Origin of the sequence: Natronobeatus ordinarius (genome assembly GCF_024362485.1) — an archaeon.
Taxonomy (GTDB): domain Archaea; phylum Halobacteriota; class Halobacteria; order Halobacteriales; family Natrialbaceae; genus Natronobeatus; species Natronobeatus ordinarius.
In genome coordinates this window covers 259,141-283,493 of the sequence record NZ_CP101456.1, presented here as the reverse complement: position 1 = coordinate 283,493, position 24,353 = coordinate 259,141, and the positions used below count along the sequence as shown (strand labels likewise).

Genomic DNA, 24,353 nt, shown 5'->3' with positions numbered 1-24,353 from the left:
ACGTGGTACGTCGCCGCGCATGTCACTCCAACGGATGCTTAGCGGCGACCCGGCGCGGAGTTCGACGCTGTATCTCGCCATCGGCGTCCTCTCGCTGGTGAAGGCGATCGCGGTCCGAAACGACCAGCAACGGTTCCGTCGGGAACTGCTCGACGCTGGCCTGTTCATCGGTGTCGGACTCGTCTTGCGACGGTACAGCAAGCTCAAAGCGGAGAAACGCGAGGAGCTACGCGAGAGCGTGCCCGACTGGCTGCTGAGCGAGCCGGCGACGGGATCGGGCGGGCTGGCACAGGTGGCGAAACGCCAGTTCGGCGGCGAACCGGAACCGGAACCGACGATTCAGGACCGCGTGAAACAGGCGGTCGGAAATCGCAGCTATAGGGAGTAGCAACGCCGCTCATAGTTTTTCTTTCCTCTCTGGTGGTTGAGTAATGGGGGCTGATGAATACAAATCGCGAATGTCGCACGTCATCTGACTCGGACTACGAAAGGTAGTGGGCGGTCAGTATAGAGGATATCTGCACCACGACGGCTTCGGATATCTCTCCCGGTTTGCCGTCCAGTAGCCGCTCAGTCAGAGGGGGCCATGCGGCCACCCACGTTCGAGGATCACTTCCTCGACTTCGAACCCGGGTGATCAACTCCCGTTCGGTTGGTCAATCGACCGCCGGATTGGTCGGATGGAATACGCCCGCCGGATTCCAGTGGGGGACCCACACGTGGAGCGCGGTTACGCCCGCCGCTTCGACGAACTCCCACCCGCCGGCTTCCGGAGTTCGTGGTGAACGTTCAGCCTCCTCGTCGGCGAAGAGGTTCATACCAGCGCCCTCGGTCCCGGTATGGGCGAATTCCACCGCCGCGAGGACGAGGTCGTCGTCCCGGTCGGGGTCGTGTTCGTCCCCGGGTGAGGGGTCGTAGCCCTCGGTGGGGACGTACACCATGATCGCCGGCTCCGAGAGTTCGACCACTGTGTTCTCGTCGTCTGCGATCAGACCGGGGTTGACGAAGTGAAAGCCCATCCCCGGATCGTACGGCGACACGTCCCCGTCGTATCCGTCCTCACGGACCCTGGCGACGTCCGCCCAGTACGGTCGGGTCGCGGCCCGCACCTCTAGCAATTGTCGGGTGAGTTCGTCGACGTCCGGCTCGGGTTCATCCACGTCGTTTTCGCCCACGGGTTCGTCTTCTTCTTCCTCATCCTCATAATCGTCCTCATCACAGCCGTCAGCGGTTGCCGGCGTGCTCACCACGAGCGCGCCCGCCGCAACGGCGCTGGCTTTCAGTACTGTTCTCCGCAAGATGCCGTCGGTTGGTTTGATTTCGGTGGTCATTGGTACGCGCCACCCTCCATCGTGTTCTCTCACTTATGTGAGTGAAATATTCATCTCATGAAATTTGGGCATTCGCTGGCTGATATGCAAGCAATGACGCGGCGTAGCCTGCTGTAAGTCTAAAACCACATAGTTTGGTTTTAGATCAAAACCCAGTCCAGATGTCCACTGTTATAATATTATTCGCGTTTCCTCCTTGACATCCTCCTCCGCCTGAAGACGGAGGAATCCTGAGTCAAGCGAATCACAGATTCGCGTACCTCGCAAATCTCCGATTTGCTCAGCGTTGGAGATTTCAGGTTTGCAGTTCCACCGGACCTCGAGACGGTGAGAATCCGTATGAGGTCCACGGACTGGAGTGGGTGGGACTGCTGGGAGTGCCAAGCCCCCGGTACTCCTATCCTCTGTCGTATTCGGACTCCCGGTGTTGTTTTTGCCACAGGGAGTCCGGCAGATATCGACGGACTCGGAGTTACTTTCTGTGGTGCTTTCAAGCAGTCGGGCACAGCATCGGTTCATTATAGGAACCAACTGTTCACCGGACTGGTTCCGATTACTGTGGTTCGAAAATCAAAGATTTTCGTCATCACGAGAATCGAAGATTCTCGAACGATCTGATTGCTTGGGGCGGGCAGGCCGCCATCGTCGGACCGGCGGGAATCGCTCTGTTCCAGCCTGGTTCCACTATCTACTATGTTGCCCGCCTACTTGAATGTTCACGGTAAAATCTCGGATTCAGTTTATTACGTGGATAGATCTCCAAGTGACGGCGCGTATCCACGCCCTGAAGGACGTGGTATTGCGCCTGCTCCGCGTATAACAGATAAGAGATGTTTGCCGTATATGCACGTGTAGTGAGTGGATGGTTCATAGAATTTGGCGCGAAATAAACGGGGTCGTCGTGCTGCACTCATCCTCTGTATCGGTCACAGCGCTTTCAACACATCTGCGTTCTATCACGTTGAAACGTGTAAGAACCCACGCTAATCCTTATACTGTGGCGTCGTCCCTTCTCCAGCCCTCGACGAAGCCGCGCTCGTCGTGACCGGCGCTCGAGCGAACTCGAAACCTGAACTGGTTTATCCCGTCGGCCGAAACGGGAAGCCATGACAGTCGTCGCCTTCGACTTCGACGGGACGCTTTCCGATTCGGAGATGACCGTCTTACTCGGCGACCGGATCGACGTCGCCGACGAGATGGCTGCAATTACCGAGCGCGCGATGAACGACGAGATCGGCTACGCCGAGAGCCTGCGCGAGCGGGCGGCCTTACTCGAGGGCCTCCCCGAGGACGACGCCCAGGCCGCCTACGACCGGGTCGAACTCAGGGAGGGGGCCGCCGACCTCATCGAAGCGCTGTCGGCCGCCGGGGTCACGACCGCCATCCTCACCGGCGGCTTCGAACGCGGCGTCGAGACGGCGCTTTCGGCCGAGGGCGTTGCGGTCGACCACGTCGTCGCGAATCGACTGCCGATCGAGCGTGGCGAACTCACGGGCGACGTCGAGGGGCCCCTGATCGAGGGGACGAAAGACGACGCGCTCGAGGCCCTCGCCGACGACGTCGGGGTCGACCTCGAGGAGACGATCGCCGTCGGCGACGGCGCGAACGACTTGCCGATGCTCGAGGTCGCCGGCCTGGCGGTCGGCTTCGACCCGAAGCCGGCCGTCGAGCCGAGCTGTGCGGTCGTCGTGACGTCGATGGGCGAGCTCCACGACGTCCTCGTCGAGGAAGACGTCCTCGAGGCGTAATTCGCTGTTACCGGCCCGAACATCACGTTTCTCCACCGTACAATCCGATTACGATCGATCGTGAGGAATGTCGGAACTTCGTCAGGATCTGGAGACGATCTCCGAGCTCGTAGTCTCAGTTCAACGAGCGGTTTCTAATACCGAGAGACTTTTTTACCCGCTATCGAGTAAACGCTGATACTGATGATGTGGCAAGACCTCGTATTCCTGGTTGGAAGCGGCCTGTCGATCGTGTTTCTCGCCCCGACGCTCCGGGACGCCGCTGCCCGCGTCCCACTGGGGACGAGCCTCCCGTCGATGGCGATCGGCGTCGTCTACGGCGTCACGTTCGCGACGCTCGGGATGACGTTTTCGGCCGTCGGCGCGCTCGCGGCGGGGTCGATGTGGGCGCTGATCGCCGTCTTTCGTTCGCCCGGCGAGCGACTGTCGGTGCTGTCCCCGCCTGAACGTGCCTCGCGGCTCGCTAATGATCTTTTACGGCAGCTGAAAGTGCGTGTTACCGACGCTCGAGCGACCACGTGGGGCGACCGGCGCGAGGCCGAGCGCTCGAGTGCGTCCGACCACGACGAATACGGCCGCCCGAACGAGTACGGGCCGGTGAACCAGCCGGCGGATTAGCGGCCGCTCGTTGCCCGTCACTTCGAGAAGAGGCTCGCGTGCACCGGGGCGAACTCGTAGTCGTCGGGGTCGACCCCTCTAGTGTCGGTGATCGCGCGGGCGGCCAATCCCTTCTCGAGCAGGCCAGCGAGCGGCGGCCCGACCTTCTCCGGCTCGACGAGGAACGCGTCGTGGCCGTGGTCGGAGTCGACGACGTGGTGGGCGACGTCGACGTCGGCCTCGCGACACTCCTCGGCGAGGTCGTCGGCCTGTTCGACCGTGAAGTGCCAGTCGCCGGTAAAGGAGAGCAACAGGAGTTCGCCCTCGAAGGCGGCGAGCGCGTCGGCGTCTGACTCGTAGCCCGCCGAGAGGTCGAAGTCGTCCATCGAGCGGGTGAGGTAGAGGTAGCTGTTGGCGTCGAAGCGGTCGACGAACTTCTCGGCCTGGTAGTCGAGGTAGGATTCGACCTCGCGGTACGGGAAGAAGGCGGCGGCGGGGTCCGGCGGCTCCTCGCGAACCGTCTCCCGGCCCGCCGACCGACGGCCGAACTTCTGGGCCATCGAGGCCTTCGAGAGGTACATCACGTGGCCGATCTGGCGGGCTCGAGCGAGTCCGTCCTCCGGTCCCGGCCCGTCGTAGTAGTGGCCGCCGTTCCAGTTCGGATCGGCCGTAATCGCTTGCCGGGCGATCGTATCGAGGGCGAGACACTGGGCGTCGAGGCGAGCGGCGGTGGCGACGGCGCCGGCGCGCTCGACGTCGTCGGGGTACCGTCGCAGCCAGTCGAGGACGTTCATGCCGCCGACGGAGCCGCCGATCACCGCGTGCAGCCGGCCGACGCCGAGTCCGTCGAGCAGCCGTCGCTGGACGCGGGTCCAGTCGCCCACGGTCACGGGTGGGAAGTCCGTCCCGTAGGGCTCGCCCGTCTCGGGATTCTCGCTCGCGGGTCCCGTCGTCCCGTAACAGGAGCCGGGGACGTTCGCACAGACGACGTAGTACTCGGTCGTGTCGACGGCCTTCCCGGGGCCGACGACGTCGCCCCACCAGGCGCGGGCCTGCCCGGCCGTTCCGTCGCCGGCGTCGGGCCGACGGGCGACGTGTGAGCTGCCGGTGAGCGCGTGACAGATCAGCACCGCGTTCGTGCCGTCGAACTCGCCGTACGTTTCGTAGGCGACCTCGAGGGAGGGGATCGACTCCCCGCACTCGAACGTGTACGCCCCGAGGTCGGCCGTCTCCTTCGTCGTCATGGTCGTCTCACCTCGTTCATGACCGTCCCCCTCGTGGGTCGTTCGCCCGTCGCGTCGCCACCTCGATGGCGTGCTCGAGGTCGGCGAGCAGGTCTTCCGGATCTTCGATCCCCACCGAGAGCCGGATCAGGTCGGTCGTCACGCCCGCTTCCTCCCGTTCTTCGGGGGTGAGCTGGCCGTGGGTGGTGCTCGCGGGGTGGATGACGAGCGTCTTCGCGTCGCCGATGTTCGCGAGGAACGACGCGACCTCGACTTCCTCACAGAGGGTCTTGCCGGCCTCGTAGCCCTCTTCGAGGCCGAACGCGATCATCCCGCCGTAGTCCTCCAGGTATCGACTGGCGTTCTCGTGGGTCGGGTGGCTCTCGAGCCCCGGGTACGTCACCCACGCCACGTCGTCGTGGTCGGCGAGGTAGTCGGCGACGATCGCGGCGTTCTCACAGTGTTTTTCCATCCGCAGGGGGAGCGTCTCGAGGCCCTGGAGCGTGTTCCAGGCGTCGAACGGCGACTGCTGGTTACCCAGGCTCCGGACCGACCGAAAGCGGGCGGCGGCGGCGAACGGTGCGGCGGGGAAGTCCCGCGAGAAGTCGACGTCGTGGTAGGCCGGGCTCTCGCCGGCGACCTCCTCGTAGCCGCCCTCGGCCCAGGGAAAGTCGCCGCCGTCGATCAGGATCCCGCCGACCGTCGTCCCCGAGCCGTGGAGCCACTTGGTCGTCGACTCCCAGACGACGTCGGCGCCGTGCTCGAGCGGGCGACACAGCGCCGGCGTTGCGAACGTGTTGTCGACGACCAGCGCCACGTCGTGGGCGTGGGCGATCTCGGCGACGCGCTCGAAGTCGGGCGTCACGAGCGACGGGTTGCCGACGGTCTCGACGTGGACGAACGCCGTCTCCTCGTCGATCGCCTCCGCGTAGGCGTCGTACTCGAGCGTCGGCACGAACCGGGTTTCGATCTCCCGACGGGAGGCCGTACTCGAGAAGTACGCCGTCGTCCCGCCGTACGTATCGGTCGAGCAGACGACGTTGTCGCCACCTTTCGCGAGCACGAGGACGGCCGCGTCGAGGGCGGCCATCCCGCTCGCCGTCGCCACCGCGCCCGCACCGCCGTGGAGCGTGGCGAGTCGATCCTCGAGCACCTCGACCGTCGGGTTGCTGATCCGCGAGTAGATGTGGCCGTCGTCCTCGAGGGCGTACCGGCCGGCGGCGTCGTCGGCGCTCTCGAAGACGTAGGAGGTCGTCTGGTAGAGAGGTGGAGCCATCGCGCCCGTCGCGGGATCGGGTGACTGTCCGGCGTGGACACTCTGCGTCCCGAGTCTCGACCCCGACTCCGGTGGATCGTCCCCATCGCTCACGTCGTCGCTCATGTTTTGTATGCATATCTCTCTGCGTTCTTATGCACCACAGTAACGGCAAATTCCGCCCAGTGAGAAACAGACGCACGATTCCGAAGTCCCGTGACTGATCGGTGGACGGTGCAACAATCGTTTCGTTCGGTCGGCCTACTGTCCGCCAGTGTCAGTCGTCCAGGTGGGCTTTCGGCTGTTTGACCTTCCCCGGTGTCGCTGCTCGCTCCGTCCGTCCCTCGAGCGTCTCGAAGTCGAAGTTCTCGAACTGTTCGGGCACTCGGTCTTCGGCCGCGTACACGTAGAGCGCCGTCTTCGTGATCGCCCAGACCGTCTGGCCGACCAGGTACGTAAGCACCAGCGCGCCACCGACGAGGAAGATGCCGAGGACGATGCCCGCCACCGGCACGATTGCCCCGATGACGAGCGACAGGACGACCGCAATGGCGACGCCGACGATCCCCATGAGAACCTGGATCAGGGTTACGCCCAGCCCGACACCCATACTCTCACCCCACGTGTCGCGGAACGTTTCGGCGCTTCGCGTGAACATCGACTTCACCGTCACCTCCTCGAAGACGATCACCGGCACCATGAAGAACGTCATGACGGTCCACCCGAGCGCGAACAGCGACGAGAGGATCCTGACCGCCGCGTGGTCTGACTCCTCGAGTTTCTTCAAGATCACGCTCACCGTCGCGGCGATGGCCGACCAGACGAGGATCGGTCCCTTCCGTTGCCAGGCAGCCTGCAGCCCCTCTCTGACGCTCGGCTCCTCGCCGTGGAACGCCTGATTGACTGCGAAGACGAGTCCAGCCGTGAAAAACGTCGCCATGAACGTCGTCACGAAGTAGAGGAAAAAGAGGACGACGTACTCGATCCCGCTCCCGAAGAACTGGGCGATCACCAGCGGAAGCAGAAAGACGATCCAGAACGCGAGCGACGAGAGCGCCCCCATCGCCGGGAACACGAGCAGCTTCGGGTGGTCTCTGATGACGCCCAGACTGTCTTTCGAGAGTTTGAGCCCGGTTTTGAACTTACCGAAAAATCCCGTACCGGAGCGGTTGCTAGCGCCGCCGGGTAAATTTGGAGTCGTGGAACTCATTGTACTCAGTTCAACAGCCTAGTTACATAAATAAATACGCATATCTATCTGGTCGGGTCGCTCGTCGATTCGCCGCCGGTCGCCGAATCGAGACTGACGCTTTCATAGGTTCGCGGTTCGAACGGTCGGTCGTGCACTCGAGCGATCGGGATCGGTTCATTCTCGCGGCCGTGGTCTTCACGGTGCTGTTCTCACAGCTGTTGCTCTACCCGGGGATCAGGACGCTGGTGGAGACGCTCGGCGCCGAGCCGGGGGCGTCGCCGTTCGCCGAGACGGCGCTCTCGGCGAGCATGTGGTTTCTCGTCGCCGAGTTCGTCGGCTACGTGGCGTTCGTCGGCCTCTGGGGGATCGCGAGCGACGCGACGGGGCGACGGACGCCGTTCATCGTTTCAGGCGCGCTCGCGGGCGCGGTCGGGTACGCTGCGCTCGCGGCCGTCCCGGCGGTCGGCTCGCTCCCGTTCGAGGGCGTCCTCGCCCTCCGCGTGCTCCAGGGGTCGATGACGATCGGCGCCTTCTCGCTGACGATGACGATGCTGATGGACCTCGAGGGCGGCCACGGTCGCAACATGGGTGCGGCGGGGATCGCCATCGGTCTGGGCGCCGCGCTTGGCGCCCCCGTCGGCGGGCAACTCACGACGGTCGATCCGCTCGCGCCGCTGGCCGTCGCCGCCGTGTTGCTCGTCGTCGTGGGCGCACTCGTGACGGTCGTCCCCGACCGCGCGCCCAGACGCCGTCGGACCGTTCGGGCCGTCCTCGAGGGCGTCCGCCGCCGCCCGACGCTGACGATTCCCTACGCCTTCGGCTTCGTCGACCGGATGACGGCGGGCTTTTTCGCCCTCGTCGGAACCCTCTACTTCCAGGTGACGTTCGGCCTCGACGCGGCGGAGACTGGCCTCCTGCTGGCGTGCTTTTTCGCCCCCTTCGCGTTGCTGCAGTATCCCCTGGGCGTTCTCTCGGATCGAATCGGGCGCGTGATCCCGGTCGTTCTCGGTTCGATGTTGTACGGCGCCGGTATCCTCGCGGTCGGCGCGGCACCGACGGTCGCACTCGCCGCGTTGGCGATGATCGGCGTGGGCGTCCTCGGCGCGCTCGTCGCCCCCGCTACGATGGCGCTCGTGACCGACCTCGCCGACGAGGCAGAACGAGGCGTCGCCATGGGTGGATTCAATCTCGCCGGTAGCCTCGGCTTCCTCGGTGGCTTCCTCGTCGGCGGCACCGTCGCCGACGGCTACGGCTATGGCCTCGCCTTCCTCGTCGTCGGCGGCCTCGAGATCGTCATCGCGCTCGTGGCCGTCCCCGCGTTCGTGCACCTCTCGCCCGGGGTGTCGGGGATCGGGCTCGAGGAACGCGAGGAGAGCGACGTGTAGGTAACCCCACCCGAACTGATCGATCGCCAGCATGTCGACGAGACGGATTCGTGATCGCTGGTATGACACGGGATTGAGGCACTGGTTCGTGACTGTCGTGAACATGCCGCATATCGTTTATTAGCGTGCCTGTGCTCCCATCTGTAGATGAGCCGAACAGACGCACTTCGTCGGAGAGCCTACCTCAAATATGCCGGTGCAGTAGGGCTGACGGCCCTCGCCGCAGGCTGTGCGGACGACGATCCGGACGAACCGGCCGATGACGAGGCGCCGGACGACGAGGAGCCCAACGACGAAGCAATCGACGAGGAAGCCTGGGAAGGAATCGACGAGTTCTACTTCGAAGGGCGGACCGCGGCGTGGACTGGAATCGAGCCGGACCTCATCGAAGGCGTCGACAATCCGCGCCTCGTCCTCTTCGAGGGCGAGGAGTACGACTTCCGGTGGGTGAACGAGGACGGCGCCATGCACAATATCGCGATGTACGACGAGGACGACGAGGTCGTCGACGACTACGCGACCGAGGGAATGGAAGAGCAAGGCGAAGAGCAGACGCTCGAGGGCGTCGTCGCCTCCGAGGAGATGGTGACCTACATCTGTGAGTTCCATCCGACGACGCAGGTCGGTGATATCGAACTCATCTCCGAGTAATTTCCCGCGGAAGTAATACAGTAGTATCTGGAACATGATAGAATGAACGAACGATCCTCCTTCCGACTATGACTCTCAATAAGGGCTGAAAACGCCTTTAACATCGTTGAGGGCTTCGTTCGTATCGATGGAGAGTAATAATCCACTGTCACGCCGACGGTACTTGAAAGTTGCAGGTGCAACGGGCGTCGTCGCACTCATCGCCGGCTGTGCTGACGACGATCCAGCGGAACCGGACGACGAGGAGCCGGCCGACGACGAAGAACCGGCCGACGAGGAGGAAGACGAGGACGCGGAAGGCTTCGAGATCGAACCCGGAACCGACATCGAGTTCGACGCGCAGACGCCCGGCTGGGTCGGGATCGCACCCGATGAGATCGAAGGCGAAGAGAATCCGACACTCATCCTTCAGGAGGGTGAAGACTACACGATCGGCTGGCCCGAAGAGAGCGACGGTGCCCAGCACAACATCGAGATCCGCGACGAAGACGACGAGATCGTCGACGACCTCGCGACCGAGATCGTCGAAGAGCCTGGCGACGACCAGGTCCTCGAGTTCACCGCCAGCGAGGAGATGGTGACGTACATCTGTGAACCGCACGCGACCACGATGGTGGGCGATCTCGAGGTCGTCGCTAACGGGAACGGCGAAGACGAAGACGACGAAGACGTGGACGATGAAGAAGAAAACGGCGACGAGGACAACGGCGAGGAAGAAAACGACGAGTAGCGTTCCGACGAGTCGAACTGAACCACACGGACGGTTCGGTTAGATAACCGACCGACACTTTACCACTCCTTAGTTCCGATACCAGCGTCAGACAGTGGCCCGTTTCGACTGGAGCCACGAACAACCGCTCGGCGAATCGGCCGAGTGCAGAGCGGTCGAATGTGTAGAACTTTTGAGTTTATCCGGTGTTACCGGACGATCATCGTCCTGTGCTAGCATACATCTATGCGAACTAATTCCCGATTTATTTTTAAGCCTACAGTCCTAACATTGGCCTGATGGCACGAAACGGATCGGTATCCCGACGGAGACTGCTGAAGATCGCTGGCGCGGCCTCGGCGACGGCACTCGTCGCAGGATGTACAGGCAACGGCGACGACGACGACGCACCCGCCGACGACGGTAACGGTGACGACGACGACGGCGAGGAAATCGACGAGAGCGCGTGGGAAGGCGTCGACACGATCGAGCTCAACGCGTACACGGCGGGCTGGGAAGGCGTTTCCCCGTCGGTTATCGACGGTGAGACGAACCCGACGATCGTCCTCTTCGAGGGTGAAGAGTACGACTTCACCTGGTACAACCAGGACGGTGCCGGCCACAACATCGAGATCTGGGACGAGGACGAAGAAGTCGTCGACGACTACGCAACTGACATCGTCACCGACGACGAACAGACGCTCGAGGGCGTCGTCGCCTCCGAGGAGATGGCCTACTACCGCTGTGACCCCCACGCCGGGATGCAGGGCCGCATCGAAATCCGGTAGACTCCCCACTGAATTTCGCTTTTCCACTCTCCATCGGTACAGCGACGGCTCCACGTCCGCTGGTCGTCTGCTGCACGAAACGTGATCTCCCAGCGAGCACTCGCCCATCGGCGTCCGTTCTCGCACGCGTTGCGGAGCCGAGCGGCGCGCCCGGTTGTCAGCGCAGCTTCGTCATCGGTGCACTCCCTCCCTGTTCGCTCACCCCACGGGATTCCGTTCGCGTCTCGGGAGGTATTCTCTCTCGGTCACCCCATCCCTCGACCCGCCCGCGATCCGCCCCGAAAACATGTCTTGATACTTAGTAACATGGCCATTCTGGATGACTCTCGATAGCATTCAACACCAAATTACCGATCTACGGGCGCTGTAGCGGCCGAATAGAAACGTAGAAGTACACTCGTTACGTTACGTCTACATGACCTTTAACAGAGACATTCTCGTATTTGTCGCGCTCGCTCTCGTCTGGGGGAGTTCGTTCGCGGCGATCGAGGTCGGCCTCGAGTCGTTACCGCCGATCTTCTTCGCCGCCCTCCGGTTCGACGTCGCGGCCGCGTTGTTCGCGGTCGCCGTCGTCGCCTTCGGCTACCAGTGGCGACCGCGGACGCGCACGGACTGGGCGTTGATCGCCATCGGCGGCTTTCTGCTCATCGGCGCTCACTTCGCGCTGTTGTTCGTCGGGCAGTCGTACGTCTCGAGTGCCGTCGCCGCCATCGTCCTCAGCCTGCTGCCGATCGTCACACCGGCGTTCGCACTCCTCTTGCTTCCCCGGCAGCGGATTCGGCTGCCGACGGTCCTGGGTCTCCTCCTGGGGCTCGCCGGCGTCGTTCTCATCGCACTGGACGGCGGCTCGCTCGACGGGCAGGCGATCGGCGTCGGGCTGTTGGCCCTCTCGGCGATCACGTTCGCCCTCGGCTCCGTGCTCACCGAGCGACTCCGGGGGACGCTCCCGGTCGTTTCGCTCCAGGCGTGGTCGATGGCCCTCGGCGCACTCGTCTTGCACACGCTGAGTGCCGTCCACCCCGCCGAGTCGCTCGCCACCGTCGAGGTCACCCTCGCCGCGGTCGGTGCGCTCGCGTACCTCTCAGTCGTCGCCACCGCCGCCGGCTTCTTCGTCTACTTCACGCTGCTCGAGCGCCTCGGCGCAACCGAACTCAGCCTCGTCAACTACGCCGTCCCCATCGTCGCGGCACTCGTCGGCTGGGCGCTCCTCGGCGAGTCGCTCACGCTCGTGACCGTCGCCGGCTTCGGGCTGATCGTCCTCGGGTTCACGCTGTGCAAGCTCGAGGCGGTCTGGACGCTGCTCGCCCCGATCGTTCGTCGCCGCCGGGACCGTCGCCCCACTGGGACGGCCGAGCGAACGCGCGTCGTGTCCGACGGCGGCGAACGCCAGCCGCGTCGCTCGAGTTCGCGGCCGGACGCCGAGGGCTGTTATTCCCCGTGTGACGACTAGGGTCGCTCACGGCACCGCCACTCGGCTTCTCGAGTCCACCAGAAACCATATTATTCGCATCTCCGTAGGGAACCCGATGAACAGGCGTACGTTTCTCGCGGCGGGCGGCGTCGTCGCCGCCGGGACGGTCGCGGGCTGTCTCTCCGACGACGACCCGACCGCCGACTACCGCACGGAGACGTGGGGTGGCGAAGAGGTTCAGTTCGCCCCGCTCGAGCACGTTCACGAGTGGTACGAGGACGACGCGGTCGAACTCGTCGACACGCGCTCACAGCGTCAGTACGCCGAGGGCCACGTCGCCGGGGCGGTTCTCAGTCCCGCCCCCGACGGCTTCGAGGAAGACGACCCCGTCGCGTCGTGGCCGACCGACACCCGCATCGTGACCTACTGCACCTGTCCGACCTCGCTGGCCGGCCTGCGGGCGGCGGCCCTGATCGGTGACGGCTACGAGGAGGTGTACGGCCTCGAGGAGGGGTTCGATCCGTGGCGCGAGAACGGCTACCCCGTCGAGACGGCCGACGAGTCGGTGAGCCTCGAGACGTACGTGATCCGCGGCCGATCCGATCCCGTCCACGCCGGCGAGTACGTCTTTCTCACCGAGCCGGCGACCGACCAGCGCGAGATCAGCCCCGTCCAGGACGACGGCTCTTACCTGCTCGAGGCCGGCTTCGTCGACGTCTCGCCGGCGACGCGCCTCGAACTCGAGGCGCCCGACTACGCGCTCGAAGCGACGCTCGCGGAGCTCACGAGCGGCGTCGTGACGGGGTAGCGGCTACCAGCCTCCCGACAGCCGAGTCTGTCCCGTCTCCACCCGTGATTCGAACTCGAGCAGCCGGTGTTTCGTCGCCACGCCGCCAGCGGCCGAGTAGCCGCCGAGGCCGCCGTCGCTCCCGACGACGCGGTGACACGGGACGACGATCGGCACGGGGTTTCGGCCACAGGCCTGTCCGACGGCGACGGGGGCGGTCTCGAGGGTTGCGGCGAGCTCGCCGTAGGTTCGCGTCTCGCCGTAGGGAATCTCGGTCATCGCCGCCATCACCGCGCCGGTCAGCCCGTCGAGAAACTCGACGTCCAGCTCGAACGTCCGGCGGTCGCCGCGCTCGTACGCCCGTACCTGCGCCCGGATCTCGGCGGGCGACGCGGCGATCACGGAGGCGTCGATCTCGATCGTGCTTCCCAGAACGTCGACGTCCATGGCTCGAGTGTTTTCTCCATCCGCCCTTTCGCGTCGAAACCCATAAGTCCCTGCTACGCGCTGAAACGGGACGTCGCTCGTCGACTCGCGTTCGATCACGAACGCCCCGTCGATTCGTTTCAACTCGAGTAACTTGTCGCACGAGCACTGCGGTTTCCAGTCGAAATGAAGGGGTTGTGATTCACACCCGAAGCCGACCGCGGGCCCGGTGGGCGTCGTCTCGAGTCGGTCGTCCGTCTCGGACGGATGTCGGGATCAAAAGCACCATACCGTCTCGCGACCCAGTAGGCCTCACTCAGGTGGTTTCCGTGACCGAGAAACGCGAATACAAAGCCGACTATCCAGAGAAGACGCTGTACATTCCGGGTCCGACCGAGGTTCGCGAGGACGTCGTCGAGGCGATGTGTGAGCCGATGTTCGGCCACCGGATGGACCGGATGACGGACCTCTATACGACCATCGTCGAGGACACGAAGACGTTCCTCGGCACCGACAACGACGTGATCGTCCTCACGGCCTCGGGCACCGAGTTCTGGGAGGCCTCGACGCTCAACCTCGTCGACGAGCACATGTTAGTGGCGACCTGCGGGAGCTTCAGCGAACGCCACGCCAACGTCGCCGAACGGCTGGGCAAGACCGTCGACCGCCTCGAGTACGAGTGGGGCCAGGCGGTCAAGCCCGAGGACGTCCGCGAGGCGCTCGAGACGAGTGACACCCAGTACGACGTCGTCGCCTGCGTGATGAACGAGAGCTCTACGGGCGTCCGGAACCCCGTCGAGGAGATCGGCGACGTCGTCGCCGAGTATCCTGATACCTACTTCGTCGTCGACGCCGTCTCGGCGCTGGGTGGCGATTACGTGGACGTCGACGCCCACGAGATCGACGTCATCTTCACGTCGACCCAGAAGGCGTTCGCGATGCCGCCGGGGCTCGCCGTCTGCGTCGTCAGCGAGGACGCCTACGAGCGCGAACTCGAGCGGGACACCGCCTCGTGGTACGGCGGCTTCCAGCGTTGTCTCGACTACTACGATCGCAAGGGCCAGACCCACTCCACGCCGGCGATCCCGATCATGCTCGCCTACCGCAAACAGATGAAGCACATGCTCGAGGAAGGCCACGAGGCCCGGGACGAACGCCACCGCGAGATGGCCGAGTACACCCGCGAGTGGGCTCGCGAGCACTTCGAGATGTTCCCCGAGGCGGGCTACGAATCCCAGACGGTGGCCTGTATCGAGAACACCCAGGGCATCGACGTCGCCGAGACCATCGACGCCGTCAGCGAGGAGTACGATATGGTCTTCTCGAACGGCTACGGCTCGCAACTCGGCGAGAAAACGTTCCGTATCGGCCACATGGGCGAACACGACCTCGAGTCGATCGAGGCCCTGACCGACGCCATCGAGGACGTCGCCGGCTTGTAACCGTCGTCTGCGAGTCCGGGCGGTCGAGGGGTTCGTCCGTGTTTCGGTTCGCCGGTTCCCGATCACCAACCGACGTTCGAGCGTGCGCTCGAGGAGCCGACTGGTACGCTCGAGCGAGCGATTTCGAAAATCGAGGCTCCCGTCTCAGGGGATCAGTTGCTCGCCGTCGTCGTCGTAGATCGTGATCGCGTCGACGGGACAGGTTCGGGCGGCGAACTTCGCGTCGAGCTCCGCGGCCTCGGGAACCTCACGCACGAAGACGCCGTCTTCGACCTCCTCTGCGTCCTCGAGGACGGCCTTCCCTTTCGACTTGTCCTTCTCGAAGGCGTCCCACTCGGCGACACACTGATACATCCCGATGCAGACTTCCTCGTCGAACTCGACTTTCATACCGGACTCTTCGGAGGTTCGGCGTAAATCCTTGACGGGGCTCGCCCGACCTCTCTCCATGTCCCTCGTTACATGGGGGCATATTTCAACCGGACATTATATTTCCGGGGAGCCTGCGTTTCCGTATGGACCCCAGCGTGAACGAGTCGGCCGATCCGCTCGGACGGGCCATGTACGACCACCAGCGCGGCGAGCCGGGAACGCTGCGTTACCGCGACGGGGCCGACACGCGCGACGGTCACGTCGAGGCGTACTACTTCAGCCCGCCGAGCCAGTGGGCCGAGGCGACGGGGTCGCTCCTCGAGCGTCTGGCCTCCCTCGACGGCCCCGTCCTCGACGCGGGCTGTGGCGCGGGCCAGCACGCGCTGTGGCTCGCCCGTCGGGGCGTCGACGTGACCGGGATCGACGTCAGTCCCCACGCGATCCGTGCGGCCCGCGAACGCGGCCTCGAGGACGCCCGCGTGGTGGACGTGTTCGAGCTCGAGGCGGCGTTCGATCCTGGCCGCTTCCGGGCGGTCCACGCGGTCGGCACCCAGGTCGGCCTCGCCGGCTCGCTCGCGGGCGTCCGGGAGCTGCTCGCGTCGTTCGCCCGCGTCACCGACGAGGCGGGCGTGGCCGTCGTCCACAACTACGACCCGGCCGAGGTCGACGGGGACCTGCTGGGCTCCCGTCCCGACCCGCGGTCCGGGATCGCTCACCGGTGTTTCCACCTCGAGTACGAACCGCCGCTCGAGGCTGGCGACGAGGACGAGCGGACGCGCGTGGTCGGTCGAACGCTTCACTTCTTGCTGTTCGACCCCGACCGGCTCGCCGACGCGACGATCGGGACGCCCTGGTCGGTCGAGGAGGTCGTCTCGATGCCCGACGCGACGTACAAGGCGGTGCTGACGAAGCCGGGGGCCGATCAGCCGGCGGGGGTGAACAGGTAGCTGCCGCCCATCACGACGATCCCGACGAAGACGCCGAGCAGCCCGATCGGCGGCGAGACCAGGGCGAACGCCCCGCCGAAGATGACCAGCCCGAGGCCGAACCGCCGGACGGCCGAGCCCGGATTGTAGCCACAGTGGGGACACTCGTCGTCGTGTCTCGAGAGCTCTGCGTCGCATCGTCGACACCGGGCCATTCGACTCGACGTTTCAGGTCGACCGGCGTCAGCGTATCGGTTCACCGCCGGGGCGTCCACGACCCGTGGCGTCGCCGATGTCGCGCTCGTCCTCTTTCTCTCTCTCGCTGAGACGCTGGACGTCGCTTATGGAGCTTCTCGATGACTCGAGTCCATGGAACGGCGACGCTACCTCGCCGCCGCTGGCGCGCTCGGAATCGCTGGGCTCGCGGGCTGTTTCGGCGACGACGGCGACGACGGTGACGAGGGAGCGAGCGGTGATGGAGTCGCCGACGAGTCGAACGGTGACGACGACGACGAACCCGACGCCGGACCGGCCGCCGATCCGGTCGAGACGATCGACGCGTTCCTCGAGGCGGCCGTCGCCGAGGACGTCGACGCGATGGACGAGTTACTCCACGGCTCCAGCCCGCTCCGTGACCTCCTCGCCGCCCAGGGACCGCCCGAGTTCGAGGACGTTGACGACGTCGAGCGTGGCGAGACCGACGTCGTCGTCGAAGACGCCTCCGTCGAGGACGTCCTCGAACTCGAGGGCGCCTCGCTGTTCGTCGACCGGGACGCTCTCGAGACCGTCGTCGCCGAGGAGGACGTCGTGGTCGTCGAGACCGAACTCGAGACGTCGGCTGCCCTCGAGGGGGACACCTGGGTGCTCGCGACCGAGGACGACGAGTGGCGCGTCTTCTGGGTCGGCGGCCGGGCCGAGCCACCGGACGACCCTGAGGGGGCCTTCGCAGAGCCGATCGAGGACGAGGCGAACGACGTGGTGGCCGACGTCGAGTACGACGTCGACCCGGGAGACGACGCGGACGACGAGTTCCCGGACGCTGACTTCGCCCGGGTCACGCTCACGGACTCGCCGGGGACCGACGCCGACGCCGTTCGAATCGAGTCGACGATCGCCGGCGACGAAACCGAGCTTACCGGCGACGAGCCGGGTGGGTGGGCGGGCTCGTGGGCGATCGTCGCGCTCCACCCCGACGGCGACCAGCTCGTCGTGACCGCTCTCTCGGACGGCACCGGGGAGGTCGTCCACCGTGAACGCTACGAGCCCTCGTCCAGCTATAGTACTCGTTGAAACGATTTACACCCGGTCACAGCCGAACGGGCAGCCTCGGCCTCGTTGGCGAGGCTGCCCGCCAACGGTCGTGACCGGGTGTGCAATGACTTTCAACGGTTACTATAATTCGAAGCGGTGGTGTAGAACGAACGGGCGTGACACCCGCGGTCGGCGTTCCATCCGCTGGACTGCACCGGATCGGGAGAAGGCTTTTCTCCGTGTGAACGAATCCCGTAGAGGCAATGAGTGCGCTCACGTTCGGGTTGCTCGTCGGCGTCGCAATCCTCACCTGCCTGTTCATGGCGTGGGTACTCGGTGCGAACAGCAACTCCCCGCCGTTCGCTCCCGCGATCGGCGCAAACGCGATCTCGACGATGCAGGCGGCGTTTCTCATCGGCCTGCTCGCGGCCGCGGGGGCGATCATGCAGGGGGGCAGTATCTCCGAGACGGTCGGCGCGGACCTCATCGACGGTGTGGCGATCACGCCGCTCGCGGCCACCGCCGGGCTGTTGACGGCGGCGGGATTCATGGCGGTCGGGATCTACACGCGCTATCCGATCCCGGCGGCGTTCGCGACGACGGGGGCGATGGTCGGTGCCGGCCTCGCACTCGGCGGCGATCCGGCGATGGCGACCTACCAGCGTCTGGGCACGTTCTGGCTGCTGGTGCCGTTTATGTCCGGTGGCCTCGCCTACGTCACCGCGACGGTCCTTCGCCGGGACGACGTTCCCGAAGCGATCGGCGTCCCGCTCCTGGCTGGCATCGTCGGCGCGATCATCGCGAACGTCCGACTCGGCGTTATCCCCGACCCCGACGCCGATCAGGGGACGATCGCAGCCTTCCTCTCCCGACAGGTCGGCGGTGGGCCGACGCTCGTCGCGGACGTCGATCTCGGGCTCGTCCTCGTCACGCTCGCGCTCGGCCTGCTGAGTGCGTACTGGGTTCGCACGCGCGTCCTCGACTCCGTCGAGGGCGGCATCCGGTCGTTCCTCCTCGTGCTCGGGGGCGTCGTCGCCTTCTCCTCTGGCGGCTCGCAGGTCGGCCTCGCGACCGGCCCGCTCGAGAACCTCTTCCGGGGCGAACTCGGCTTGCCGGTGATCGCCCTGCTCGCTCTCGGTGCGGTTGGCATCCTCGCCGGGGCGTGGATGGGTGCGCCGCGGCTGTTACAGGCCACCTCCCGGGAATACGCCCAGCTCGGCGTTCGGCGGTCGATCGCGGCGCTCGTGCCGGGCTTCATCATCGCCCAGCTGGCGATCGCCCTCGGGATTCCGATCTCGCTCAACAACATCATCCTCTCCGGGGTCATCGGCGGCGGGCTGGCGGCCGGCTCGGCGGGCGTCTCGAAGCGAAAGATCGCCTTCACGGTTTCGTTCTGGCTGTTCACGCTCTTCTCGTCGATCGCCGTCGCCTTCGGCCTCTACCGCGCGCTCGAGACGGTACTCGGCGGCTAACGATACTCGGCGATTGGCGCGCTGTTCGGGTATTCACGAGCGCTCGTCGTCGTGTCGCCCTCGAGACGAGCGCGAGTCTCCCTCGAGGACGGTGACGGGGACCGGCGTCCGATTGATGACGGTCGTCGAGAGGTCGCGGCCGAGCAGCCGCCGGACGATCGGGTGGGCGTCCGTCCCGCACATGACGACGTGATCGAATCCCCCTTCACTGGCGTAGCGGGGGATGACGGTCCCCGGACGACCCTCAGCCGTCACGACTCGCACGTGGTCGGGGTCGGCGTCGATTGCGTCCACGATCGCTTTCGCGTCCGCTCGTGCACACTCGAGGCGCTCGTCGCTGCGCTCGAGGAGCTTCCCTTCGCTCAGCCGGGCGTCGAGTGGTGTGATCACCGACAGCACCGTCACCTCGGCGTTCGGAAACGTCTCGAGGACGTACTCGAGCGACTCGGTCTCACAGGAGCGGCCGAGGGCGGGAACGAGGACGCGGTTCGGGTCGGCCATGGCACACGTTTGGCCGGGCTCGGTATCCCTCTGTCGCCGCTCGAGACGACAGTTTAAACGGCGGGACGCCCGAACGGAGGGTAATGAACGTCGAGGAACTGTCGGGGTTGGCGCCCGGGGCCGTCTCGCATTTCCGGGAGCAGGGGATCGAGTCGCTCTATCCTCCACAGGCCGCAGCCGTCGAGGCGGGGGTTCTCGAGGGCGAGAACCTCGTCGCCGCCGTCCCAACCGCCAGCGGCAAGACCATGATCGCCGCGCTGGCGATGCTCTCGGCGATCGAACGTGGGGGGAAGGCGCTGTACATCGTTCCGCTCCGGGCACTCGCCAGCGAGAAAAAGGCGGAGTTCGACGCCTACGAGGCGTTCGGGGTCTCCGTCGGCGTCACCACCGGCAACTACGAGTCGACGAGCGACTGGCTCGCCAGCCGGGACATTATCGTCGCCACGAGCGAGAAGGTCGACTCGCTCGTGCGAAACGGCGCCGACTGGCTCACCGACCTCACCTGCGTCGTCAGCGACGAAGTCCACCTCATCGACGACCGCTCGAGAGGGCCGACGCTCGAGGTGACGCTCGCCAAGTTACGAAAACTCAACCCGACCCTGCAGACCGTCGCGCTCTCGGCGACCGTCGGCAACGCGGCCGAGCTCGCCGACTGGCTCGAGGCCGACCTCGTCGACACTGACTGGCGACCGATCGACCTCCGGATGGGCGTCCACTACGGCAACGCGCTCAACTTCGACGACGGGAGCACCCGCGAGGTGCCCGTCGAGGGGACCGAAAAGCAGGAAGCCGCGCTCGTCCGCGACATTTTAGACGAGGGGGGCTCCTCGCTCGTCTTCGTCAGCTCGCGGCGAAACGCCGAGGCAGCCGCGCGGGACCTCTCGAGCGTGACCACCCGGGCGCTCACCGACGACGAGCGGACCGACCTCGCTGCCCTGGCAGACGAGATCCGAGACGTAAGCGACACGGAGACGAGCGAGGACCTCGCAGCCTGCGTCGAACGCGGGGCAGCCTTTCACCACGCCGGGCTGGCGAGTGAGCACCGATCGCTCGTCGAGGACGCCTTCCGCGACCGCTTGCTCAAGCTCATCGCCGCGACGCCGACGCTCGCCGCCGGGGTGAACACGCCTGCTCGCCGGGTGATCGTCCGCGACTGGCGCCGGTTCGACCCCAGCGCGGGCGGCATGACGCCGCTGCCGGTGCTCGAGGTCCACCAGATGATGGGGCGGGCAGGTCGGCCGGGGCTCGACCCCTACGGCGAGGCCGTCCTCCTGGCGAAGGGCCACGAGGACATGAACGAACTGTTCGACCGCTACGTCTGGGCCGAGCCCGAAGCCGTCCGGTCGAAACTCGCCGCCGAACCCGCCCTGCGGACCCACGTCCTGGCGACGATCGCCTCCGGCTTCGCCCGCACCCGCGAGGGCCTACTCGACTTTCTGGCCGAAACCCTCTACGCGAGCCAGACCACAGAACGGGGTCGACTCGAGTCGGTCACCGACGACGTCCTGCAGTATCTCGAGGCGAACGACTTCATCGAACGGGAGGGGGAGACGGCGAGCGAGGGAAGCGACGGCTTCGTCTCGGCGGACGAACTCGCCGGTGAGCCGAGCAGCGTCGAACTCCAGGCGACGAGCCTCGGCCACACCGTCTCGCGGCTCTACCTCGACCCGATGAGCGCCGCCGAGATCGTCCACGGCCTCGAGTCCACGGACGACCGGCCGACCGCGCTCGGGTGCTACCAGCTGATCGCCCGAACCCCGGACATGTACGAACTCTACTTGCGCTCCGGTGAGGACGAGCAGTACGCCGAACTGTTTTACGAACGCGAGAGCGAACTGCTCGGCGACGCACCGAGCGAGTTCGAGGACGTCCGCTTCGAGGACTGGCTCGCGGCGTTGAAGACCGGGAAACTGCTCGAGGACTGGGCGAACGAGGAAGAAGAGAGTCGTCTCACCGACCGCTACCGGATCGGCCCGGGCGACCTCCGCGGGAAGGTCGACACGGCGGAGTGGCTGCTCGGCGCGGCCGAGTCGCTCGCCGCCGAGATCGACAGCGAGTGGACCGTCGCCGTCCGCGAGGCGCGCGCGCGGGTCGAACACGGCGTTCGCGAGGAGCTGCTCGAGCTCGTCGGCATCCGCGGCGTCGGCCGCAAGCGCGCCCGCCAGCTGTACGCGGCCGGCCTCGAGACGCCCGCCGACCTCCGGACGGCCGACAAGGGCGTCGTCCTCGGCGCACTCAAGGGGACGAAGACGGCGGAGACGATCCTCGAGAACGCCGGCCGCGAGGACCCGTCGATGGACGGCGTCGAGGAGCGCTCCGGCGACGGAAACGGCGGCGTCGAACGGGCGGGCGGTGCTCCTGCAGACGAACCCGACGAGGAACCGACGAAGAACCAGTCAAGCCTGGGTGATTTCTGATGTGGCTACTCGAGGGCCGACTCGAGATCGAGGACCTCGACGCGCTCGTCTCCCGGCTGGGCGAGATCGGCGATCGTCACGACGCGACGATCCAGGCGTTCGACGCCCGGTACGTCGCCGACCGGCGCCACCTCGAGCGGGCGGTGGAACTCGCGGATCGAGCCATCGAGCGTGGGGAGAACGTCGCCCGTGACCGGGCCGTCGAGATCCTGCTGTACGCCGCGGGCCGCCGACAGATCGACCGGGCGCTCGAGATGGGCGTCTCGGAAGGCGAGAACCGGGTCGTCGTGCTGGTCGACGGCGGTGACGAGGCTGGCGCCGTCGCAGCCCTCGAGGCGCTGGACGGCTTCGACCCCGGGACGACGCTCGAGGCTCTCGACGAGGAGCGACTCTGTTCGTTCTTCGAGATCACCGACGCCGAACGCGCGGCGACCGACGCGAGCCTCGCGGAACTCGTCTGCGAACGCGTGGCGTTACTCGACGTTGAGAAGTGACCGCCGAGGCAGCCCAGTGAACTACTCGAGCTAATTTCATTTTTCAGGACGGTATCTGCCTCCAGTACGTCTGTAATTCTGTCACCTCAAAACAGTTTTACTGCTGGTTGGTATCACCTACCTAGGGGTGATTCGCGTGTCCGATTCGGACCTCGAGATTTCACGGGCGGAGTGGGGAACCCGGTTCGGGTTCCTGATGGCAATGATCGGCGCCATGGTCGGCGTTGGAAACATCTGGCGGTTCCCGTTCGTCACGGGTGAGAACGGCGGCGGTGCGTTCATCCTGGCGTTCCTGATTCTGCTGTTCCTGCTGGCCGTACCGGGGCTGATGGCGGAGGTCGCCCTGGGTCGGTACGCCGGCCAGGGCGTCATCGGATCGATCCGGGAGGCCGTCGGATCGGGCGGGCTCGTGGGGCTCGGCCTCGTCGTCGTGCTGGTGAACTTCGCGCTGATGACGTACTACTCGCCCGTCGTGGGATGGACGCTGTACTACATGCTTCACTCGCTCACGTTCACGTTCACGCAACCGGGCTTCGAGGCCGAGGCGTTCATGGCGTCGTTCTTCGCGGACCCGGCGACGATGATCGCCATGCACACGATCGTCATGGCGCTGGTCGCGGGCGTGTTGTACCTCGGTATCTCGAGGGGCGTCGAGCGCGTCGTCGTCTTCGCGGTGCCGGCGCTGGTGATCGCGATGGCGGCGATCGCGATCCGCGCCGTTACCCTGCCGGGCGCGGGCGAGGGACTCGCGTTCACGTTTACGGTCCAGTGGGAGTATCTGACGTTCAGCGACACGTGGATCGCGGCGCTCGGCCAGGCGCTGTTCTCGACGGGGCTTGGCTGGGGGATCGCGATCACCGTCGGGAGCTACCTCCGAGAGTACGACGACGTCCCGCTCGGCGGCGGCGTGTTCACGGCGATCGGCGAGGCGTCGATCGGTATCCTCGCGGCGTTCGCCATCTTCCCGCTCGTCTTCGCCTACGGGCTCGACCCGGCCGACGGTGCGGGCCTGACGTTCGTCTCGCTCGTGCAGGTGTTCCCGGAGATGCCCGCAGGCGGCCTCTGGGCGATCGTCTTCTTCGTTGGCTTCTTCCTCGCCGCGCTCACCTCGGCGATCGTCATCACCGAGGTACTGATCACGACCATCGCCGAGGAAACTCGGCTCAGCCGCGGCCAGACGGTACTGTCGGTCTGTGGCCTGATCTGGCTGTTCGGCCTCCCGAGTGCCTACTCGGTCGACTTCCTCGACTTCGCGGACGTCACGTTCGCGAACTGGGGGCTGCCGCTCGCGACGCTGGCGATCATCATCGCCATCGGCTGGTTCTTCGGCCCCGAGCGCCTGCGCGTGCTGTCGGTCAACCAGAACGCCGGCGTCCACGTCGGCACCTGGTGGAATCCCATCGTGAAGTACGTCATCCCCGTCGTGATGGTGTTCATCATGGCCTTCTTCGCCTGGGAGAACTTCGGCGAGAGCGTCATGATCGCGGGCATGGCCGTGCTGGTCACGTTCCCCATCGTCAGCTACCTCTTCATGCGCTACCTCGAGGAAGCCGACCGACCGCGTGCGCCGACCGGTGCCCCCGGAGGTGACGACTGATGGCTGAAGCGATCACTCTCGAGACGTGGTTCGGGATGGGCGTCGCGATCGTCCTCTTCTGGGGCATCGCGACCTGGGCGCTCGTCCGCACGCTCAGGCAGGAAGAGCGGAAGGTATCGCTGCTCGAGCGCCAGCGCGCCATGGACACCTACTCGCCGGAGGCGCTCGAGGAACTCCGCGAGTTCGTCGAGACGAATCCCGAAGACCCCTACGCCGACGACGCACGAGCTCAGTACAACCAGTGCGTCGACCGGCTGAAGGCGGTCGAGGAGACGTTCTACGACTGGAGCGACGAGCAGATCCGATCGCTCGAGCGACTCTGAGTCCGGCGTCGAGGTCGCGCTCGTCTCGAGTTCGACGCCACGCTCTTGTCGATTC

The 24,353-nt window shown here is 65.6% G+C and carries 25 protein-coding genes; 17 read left to right on the top strand and 8 right to left on the bottom strand.

The annotated features are described in order from the left end of the window. The first annotated feature begins 19 nt into the window (after positions 1-19). Positions 20-388, top strand: coding sequence for a hypothetical protein (locus NMQ09_RS01500; RefSeq protein ID WP_255192689.1), 369 nt, complete (start codon positions 20-22; stop codon positions 386-388). 268 nt (positions 389-656) lie between these two features. On the opposite strand, the gene NMQ09_RS01495 is transcribed toward NMQ09_RS01500, so the two are convergent. Further along, positions 657-1,331, bottom strand: coding sequence for a hypothetical protein (locus NMQ09_RS01495; protein WP_255192688.1), 675 nt, complete (start codon positions 1,329-1,331; stop codon positions 657-659). A 1,106-nt stretch (positions 1,332-2,437) separates the two neighbouring features. Between NMQ09_RS01495 and serB the strand changes: the two genes are divergently transcribed. Both serB and NMQ09_RS01485 read left to right on the top strand, forming a co-directional pair. After that, positions 2,438-3,079, top strand: a complete 642-nt coding sequence (serB, locus tag NMQ09_RS01490) for a phosphoserine phosphatase SerB (protein ID WP_425607250.1) — start codon at positions 2,438-2,440, stop codon at positions 3,077-3,079. Between the two features lie 183 nt (positions 3,080-3,262). Then, positions 3,263-3,697 (top strand): hypothetical protein, encoded by a 435-nt coding sequence (locus NMQ09_RS01485; protein ID WP_255192687.1) that lies wholly within the window; start codon positions 3,263-3,265, stop codon positions 3,695-3,697. A 17-nt stretch (positions 3,698-3,714) separates the two neighbouring features. On the opposite strand, the gene metX is transcribed toward NMQ09_RS01485, so the two are convergent. From metX to NMQ09_RS01470, 3 genes are all read right to left on the bottom strand, one after another. Beyond that, the gene (gene metX, locus NMQ09_RS01480; RefSeq protein WP_255192686.1) at positions 3,715-4,920 is read right to left on the bottom strand and encodes a homoserine O-acetyltransferase MetX; all 1,206 of its coding nucleotides are present in this window, start codon (positions 4,918-4,920) and stop codon (positions 3,715-3,717) included. Positions 4,921-4,936: 16 nt separating this feature from the next. Beyond that, a complete protein-coding gene (locus NMQ09_RS01475; RefSeq protein WP_255192685.1) occupies positions 4,937-6,280 on the bottom strand; it encodes an O-acetylhomoserine aminocarboxypropyltransferase/cysteine synthase family protein in 1,344 nt (447 codons plus the stop codon). Positions 6,281-6,431: 151 nt separating this feature from the next. Further along, on the bottom strand, positions 6,432-7,364 hold the full coding sequence (locus NMQ09_RS01470; RefSeq protein ID WP_255192684.1) for a DUF6159 family protein: 933 nt from the start codon (positions 7,362-7,364) through the stop codon (positions 6,432-6,434). A gap of 131 nt (positions 7,365-7,495) precedes the next feature. On the opposite strand from NMQ09_RS01470, the gene NMQ09_RS01465 reads away from it, so the two are divergent. The 6 genes from NMQ09_RS01465 to NMQ09_RS01440 all read left to right on the top strand — a co-directional run bounded on the left by NMQ09_RS01465 (position 7,496) and on the right by NMQ09_RS01440 (position 13,098). Next, positions 7,496-8,731, top strand: a complete 1,236-nt coding sequence (locus tag NMQ09_RS01465; protein ID WP_255192683.1) for an MFS transporter — start codon at positions 7,496-7,498, stop codon at positions 8,729-8,731. A gap of 147 nt (positions 8,732-8,878) precedes the next feature. Continuing rightward, the gene (locus tag NMQ09_RS01460; protein ID WP_255192682.1) at positions 8,879-9,382 is read left to right on the top strand and encodes a PKD domain-containing protein; all 504 of its coding nucleotides are present in this window, start codon (positions 8,879-8,881) and stop codon (positions 9,380-9,382) included. Between the two features lie 127 nt (positions 9,383-9,509). After that, a complete protein-coding gene (locus tag NMQ09_RS01455) occupies positions 9,510-10,112 on the top strand; it encodes a twin-arginine translocation signal domain-containing protein (protein ID WP_255192681.1) in 603 nt (200 codons plus the stop codon). A gap of 278 nt (positions 10,113-10,390) precedes the next feature. Further along, entirely contained in the window at positions 10,391-10,879 is a 489-nt protein-coding gene (locus NMQ09_RS01450) for a plastocyanin/azurin family copper-binding protein (RefSeq protein ID WP_255192680.1), read from the top strand. 415 nt (positions 10,880-11,294) lie between these two features. Next, positions 11,295-12,329, top strand: a complete 1,035-nt coding sequence (locus NMQ09_RS01445) for a DMT family transporter (RefSeq protein ID WP_255192679.1) — start codon at positions 11,295-11,297, stop codon at positions 12,327-12,329. 76 nt (positions 12,330-12,405) lie between these two features. Continuing rightward, positions 12,406-13,098: a rhodanese-like domain-containing protein gene (locus tag NMQ09_RS01440; RefSeq protein ID WP_255192678.1), complete on the top strand. Its 693-nt coding sequence runs from the start codon at positions 12,406-12,408 to the stop codon at positions 13,096-13,098. Between the two features lie 3 nt (positions 13,099-13,101). Here the strand turns inward: NMQ09_RS01440 and NMQ09_RS01435 are convergent, their stop codons facing one another. Continuing rightward, positions 13,102-13,524, bottom strand: a complete 423-nt coding sequence (locus NMQ09_RS01435) for a methylated-DNA--[protein]-cysteine S-methyltransferase (RefSeq protein ID WP_255192677.1) — start codon at positions 13,522-13,524, stop codon at positions 13,102-13,104. A gap of 308 nt (positions 13,525-13,832) precedes the next feature. Between NMQ09_RS01435 and NMQ09_RS01430 the strand changes: the two genes are divergently transcribed. Then, positions 13,833-14,945 (top strand): pyridoxal-phosphate-dependent aminotransferase family protein, encoded by a 1,113-nt coding sequence (locus NMQ09_RS01430; RefSeq protein WP_255192676.1) that lies wholly within the window; start codon positions 13,833-13,835, stop codon positions 14,943-14,945. A gap of 144 nt (positions 14,946-15,089) precedes the next feature. Here NMQ09_RS01430 and NMQ09_RS01425 read toward each other — a convergent pair whose 3' ends face one another. After that, positions 15,090-15,335: a ferredoxin gene (locus NMQ09_RS01425; RefSeq protein ID WP_255192675.1), complete on the bottom strand. Its 246-nt coding sequence runs from the start codon at positions 15,333-15,335 to the stop codon at positions 15,090-15,092. 125 nt (positions 15,336-15,460) lie between these two features. On the opposite strand from NMQ09_RS01425, the gene NMQ09_RS01420 reads away from it, so the two are divergent. Then, positions 15,461-16,264 carry a class I SAM-dependent methyltransferase gene (locus NMQ09_RS01420; RefSeq protein ID WP_255192674.1) on the top strand — a complete coding sequence of 268 codons (804 nt, stop codon included), beginning with the start codon at positions 15,461-15,463 and terminating at the stop codon, positions 16,262-16,264. Here NMQ09_RS01420 and NMQ09_RS01415 read toward each other — a convergent pair. After that, positions 16,240-16,458: a hypothetical protein gene (locus tag NMQ09_RS01415; RefSeq protein ID WP_255192673.1), complete on the bottom strand. Its 219-nt coding sequence runs from the start codon at positions 16,456-16,458 to the stop codon at positions 16,240-16,242. The genes NMQ09_RS01420 and NMQ09_RS01415 overlap by 25 nt on opposite strands. Before the next feature lie 154 nt (positions 16,459-16,612). Here NMQ09_RS01415 and NMQ09_RS01410 point away from each other — a divergent pair, with 154 nt between their 5' ends. After that, positions 16,613-17,533 (top strand): hypothetical protein, encoded by a 921-nt coding sequence (locus NMQ09_RS01410; protein ID WP_255192672.1) that lies wholly within the window; start codon positions 16,613-16,615, stop codon positions 17,531-17,533. A gap of 224 nt (positions 17,534-17,757) precedes the next feature. Beyond that, positions 17,758-18,966 carry an inorganic phosphate transporter gene (locus NMQ09_RS01405; RefSeq protein ID WP_255192671.1) on the top strand — a complete coding sequence of 403 codons (1,209 nt, stop codon included), beginning with the start codon at positions 17,758-17,760 and terminating at the stop codon, positions 18,964-18,966. Between the two features lie 33 nt (positions 18,967-18,999). Here NMQ09_RS01405 and NMQ09_RS01400 read toward each other — a convergent pair whose 3' ends face one another. Further along, positions 19,000-19,467: a universal stress protein gene (locus NMQ09_RS01400; RefSeq protein WP_255192670.1), complete on the bottom strand. Its 468-nt coding sequence runs from the start codon at positions 19,465-19,467 to the stop codon at positions 19,000-19,002. Between the two features lie 83 nt (positions 19,468-19,550). On the opposite strand from NMQ09_RS01400, the gene NMQ09_RS01395 reads away from it, so the two are divergent. The 4 genes from NMQ09_RS01395 (at position 19,551) to NMQ09_RS01380 (ending at position 24,298) form a co-directional block, all read left to right on the top strand. Next, on the top strand, positions 19,551-21,884 hold the full coding sequence (locus NMQ09_RS01395; protein ID WP_255192669.1) for an ATP-dependent DNA helicase: 2,334 nt from the start codon (positions 19,551-19,553) through the stop codon (positions 21,882-21,884). After that, complete coding sequence (gene cgi121, locus NMQ09_RS01390) at positions 21,884-22,378, top strand: KEOPS complex subunit Cgi121 (RefSeq protein WP_255192668.1); 495 nt, start codon at positions 21,884-21,886, stop codon at positions 22,376-22,378. Before NMQ09_RS01395 ends, cgi121 begins: the two co-directional genes overlap by 1 nt. A 136-nt stretch (positions 22,379-22,514) precedes the next feature. Beyond that, positions 22,515-23,975, top strand: a complete 1,461-nt coding sequence (locus NMQ09_RS01385) for a sodium-dependent transporter (RefSeq protein WP_255192667.1) — start codon at positions 22,515-22,517, stop codon at positions 23,973-23,975. After that, positions 23,975-24,298 carry a DUF8026 family protein gene (locus NMQ09_RS01380; protein WP_255192666.1) on the top strand — a complete coding sequence of 108 codons (324 nt, stop codon included), beginning with the start codon at positions 23,975-23,977 and terminating at the stop codon, positions 24,296-24,298. Before NMQ09_RS01385 ends, NMQ09_RS01380 begins: the two co-directional genes overlap by 1 nt. The last annotated feature ends 55 nt before the right edge of the window (positions 24,299-24,353 follow it).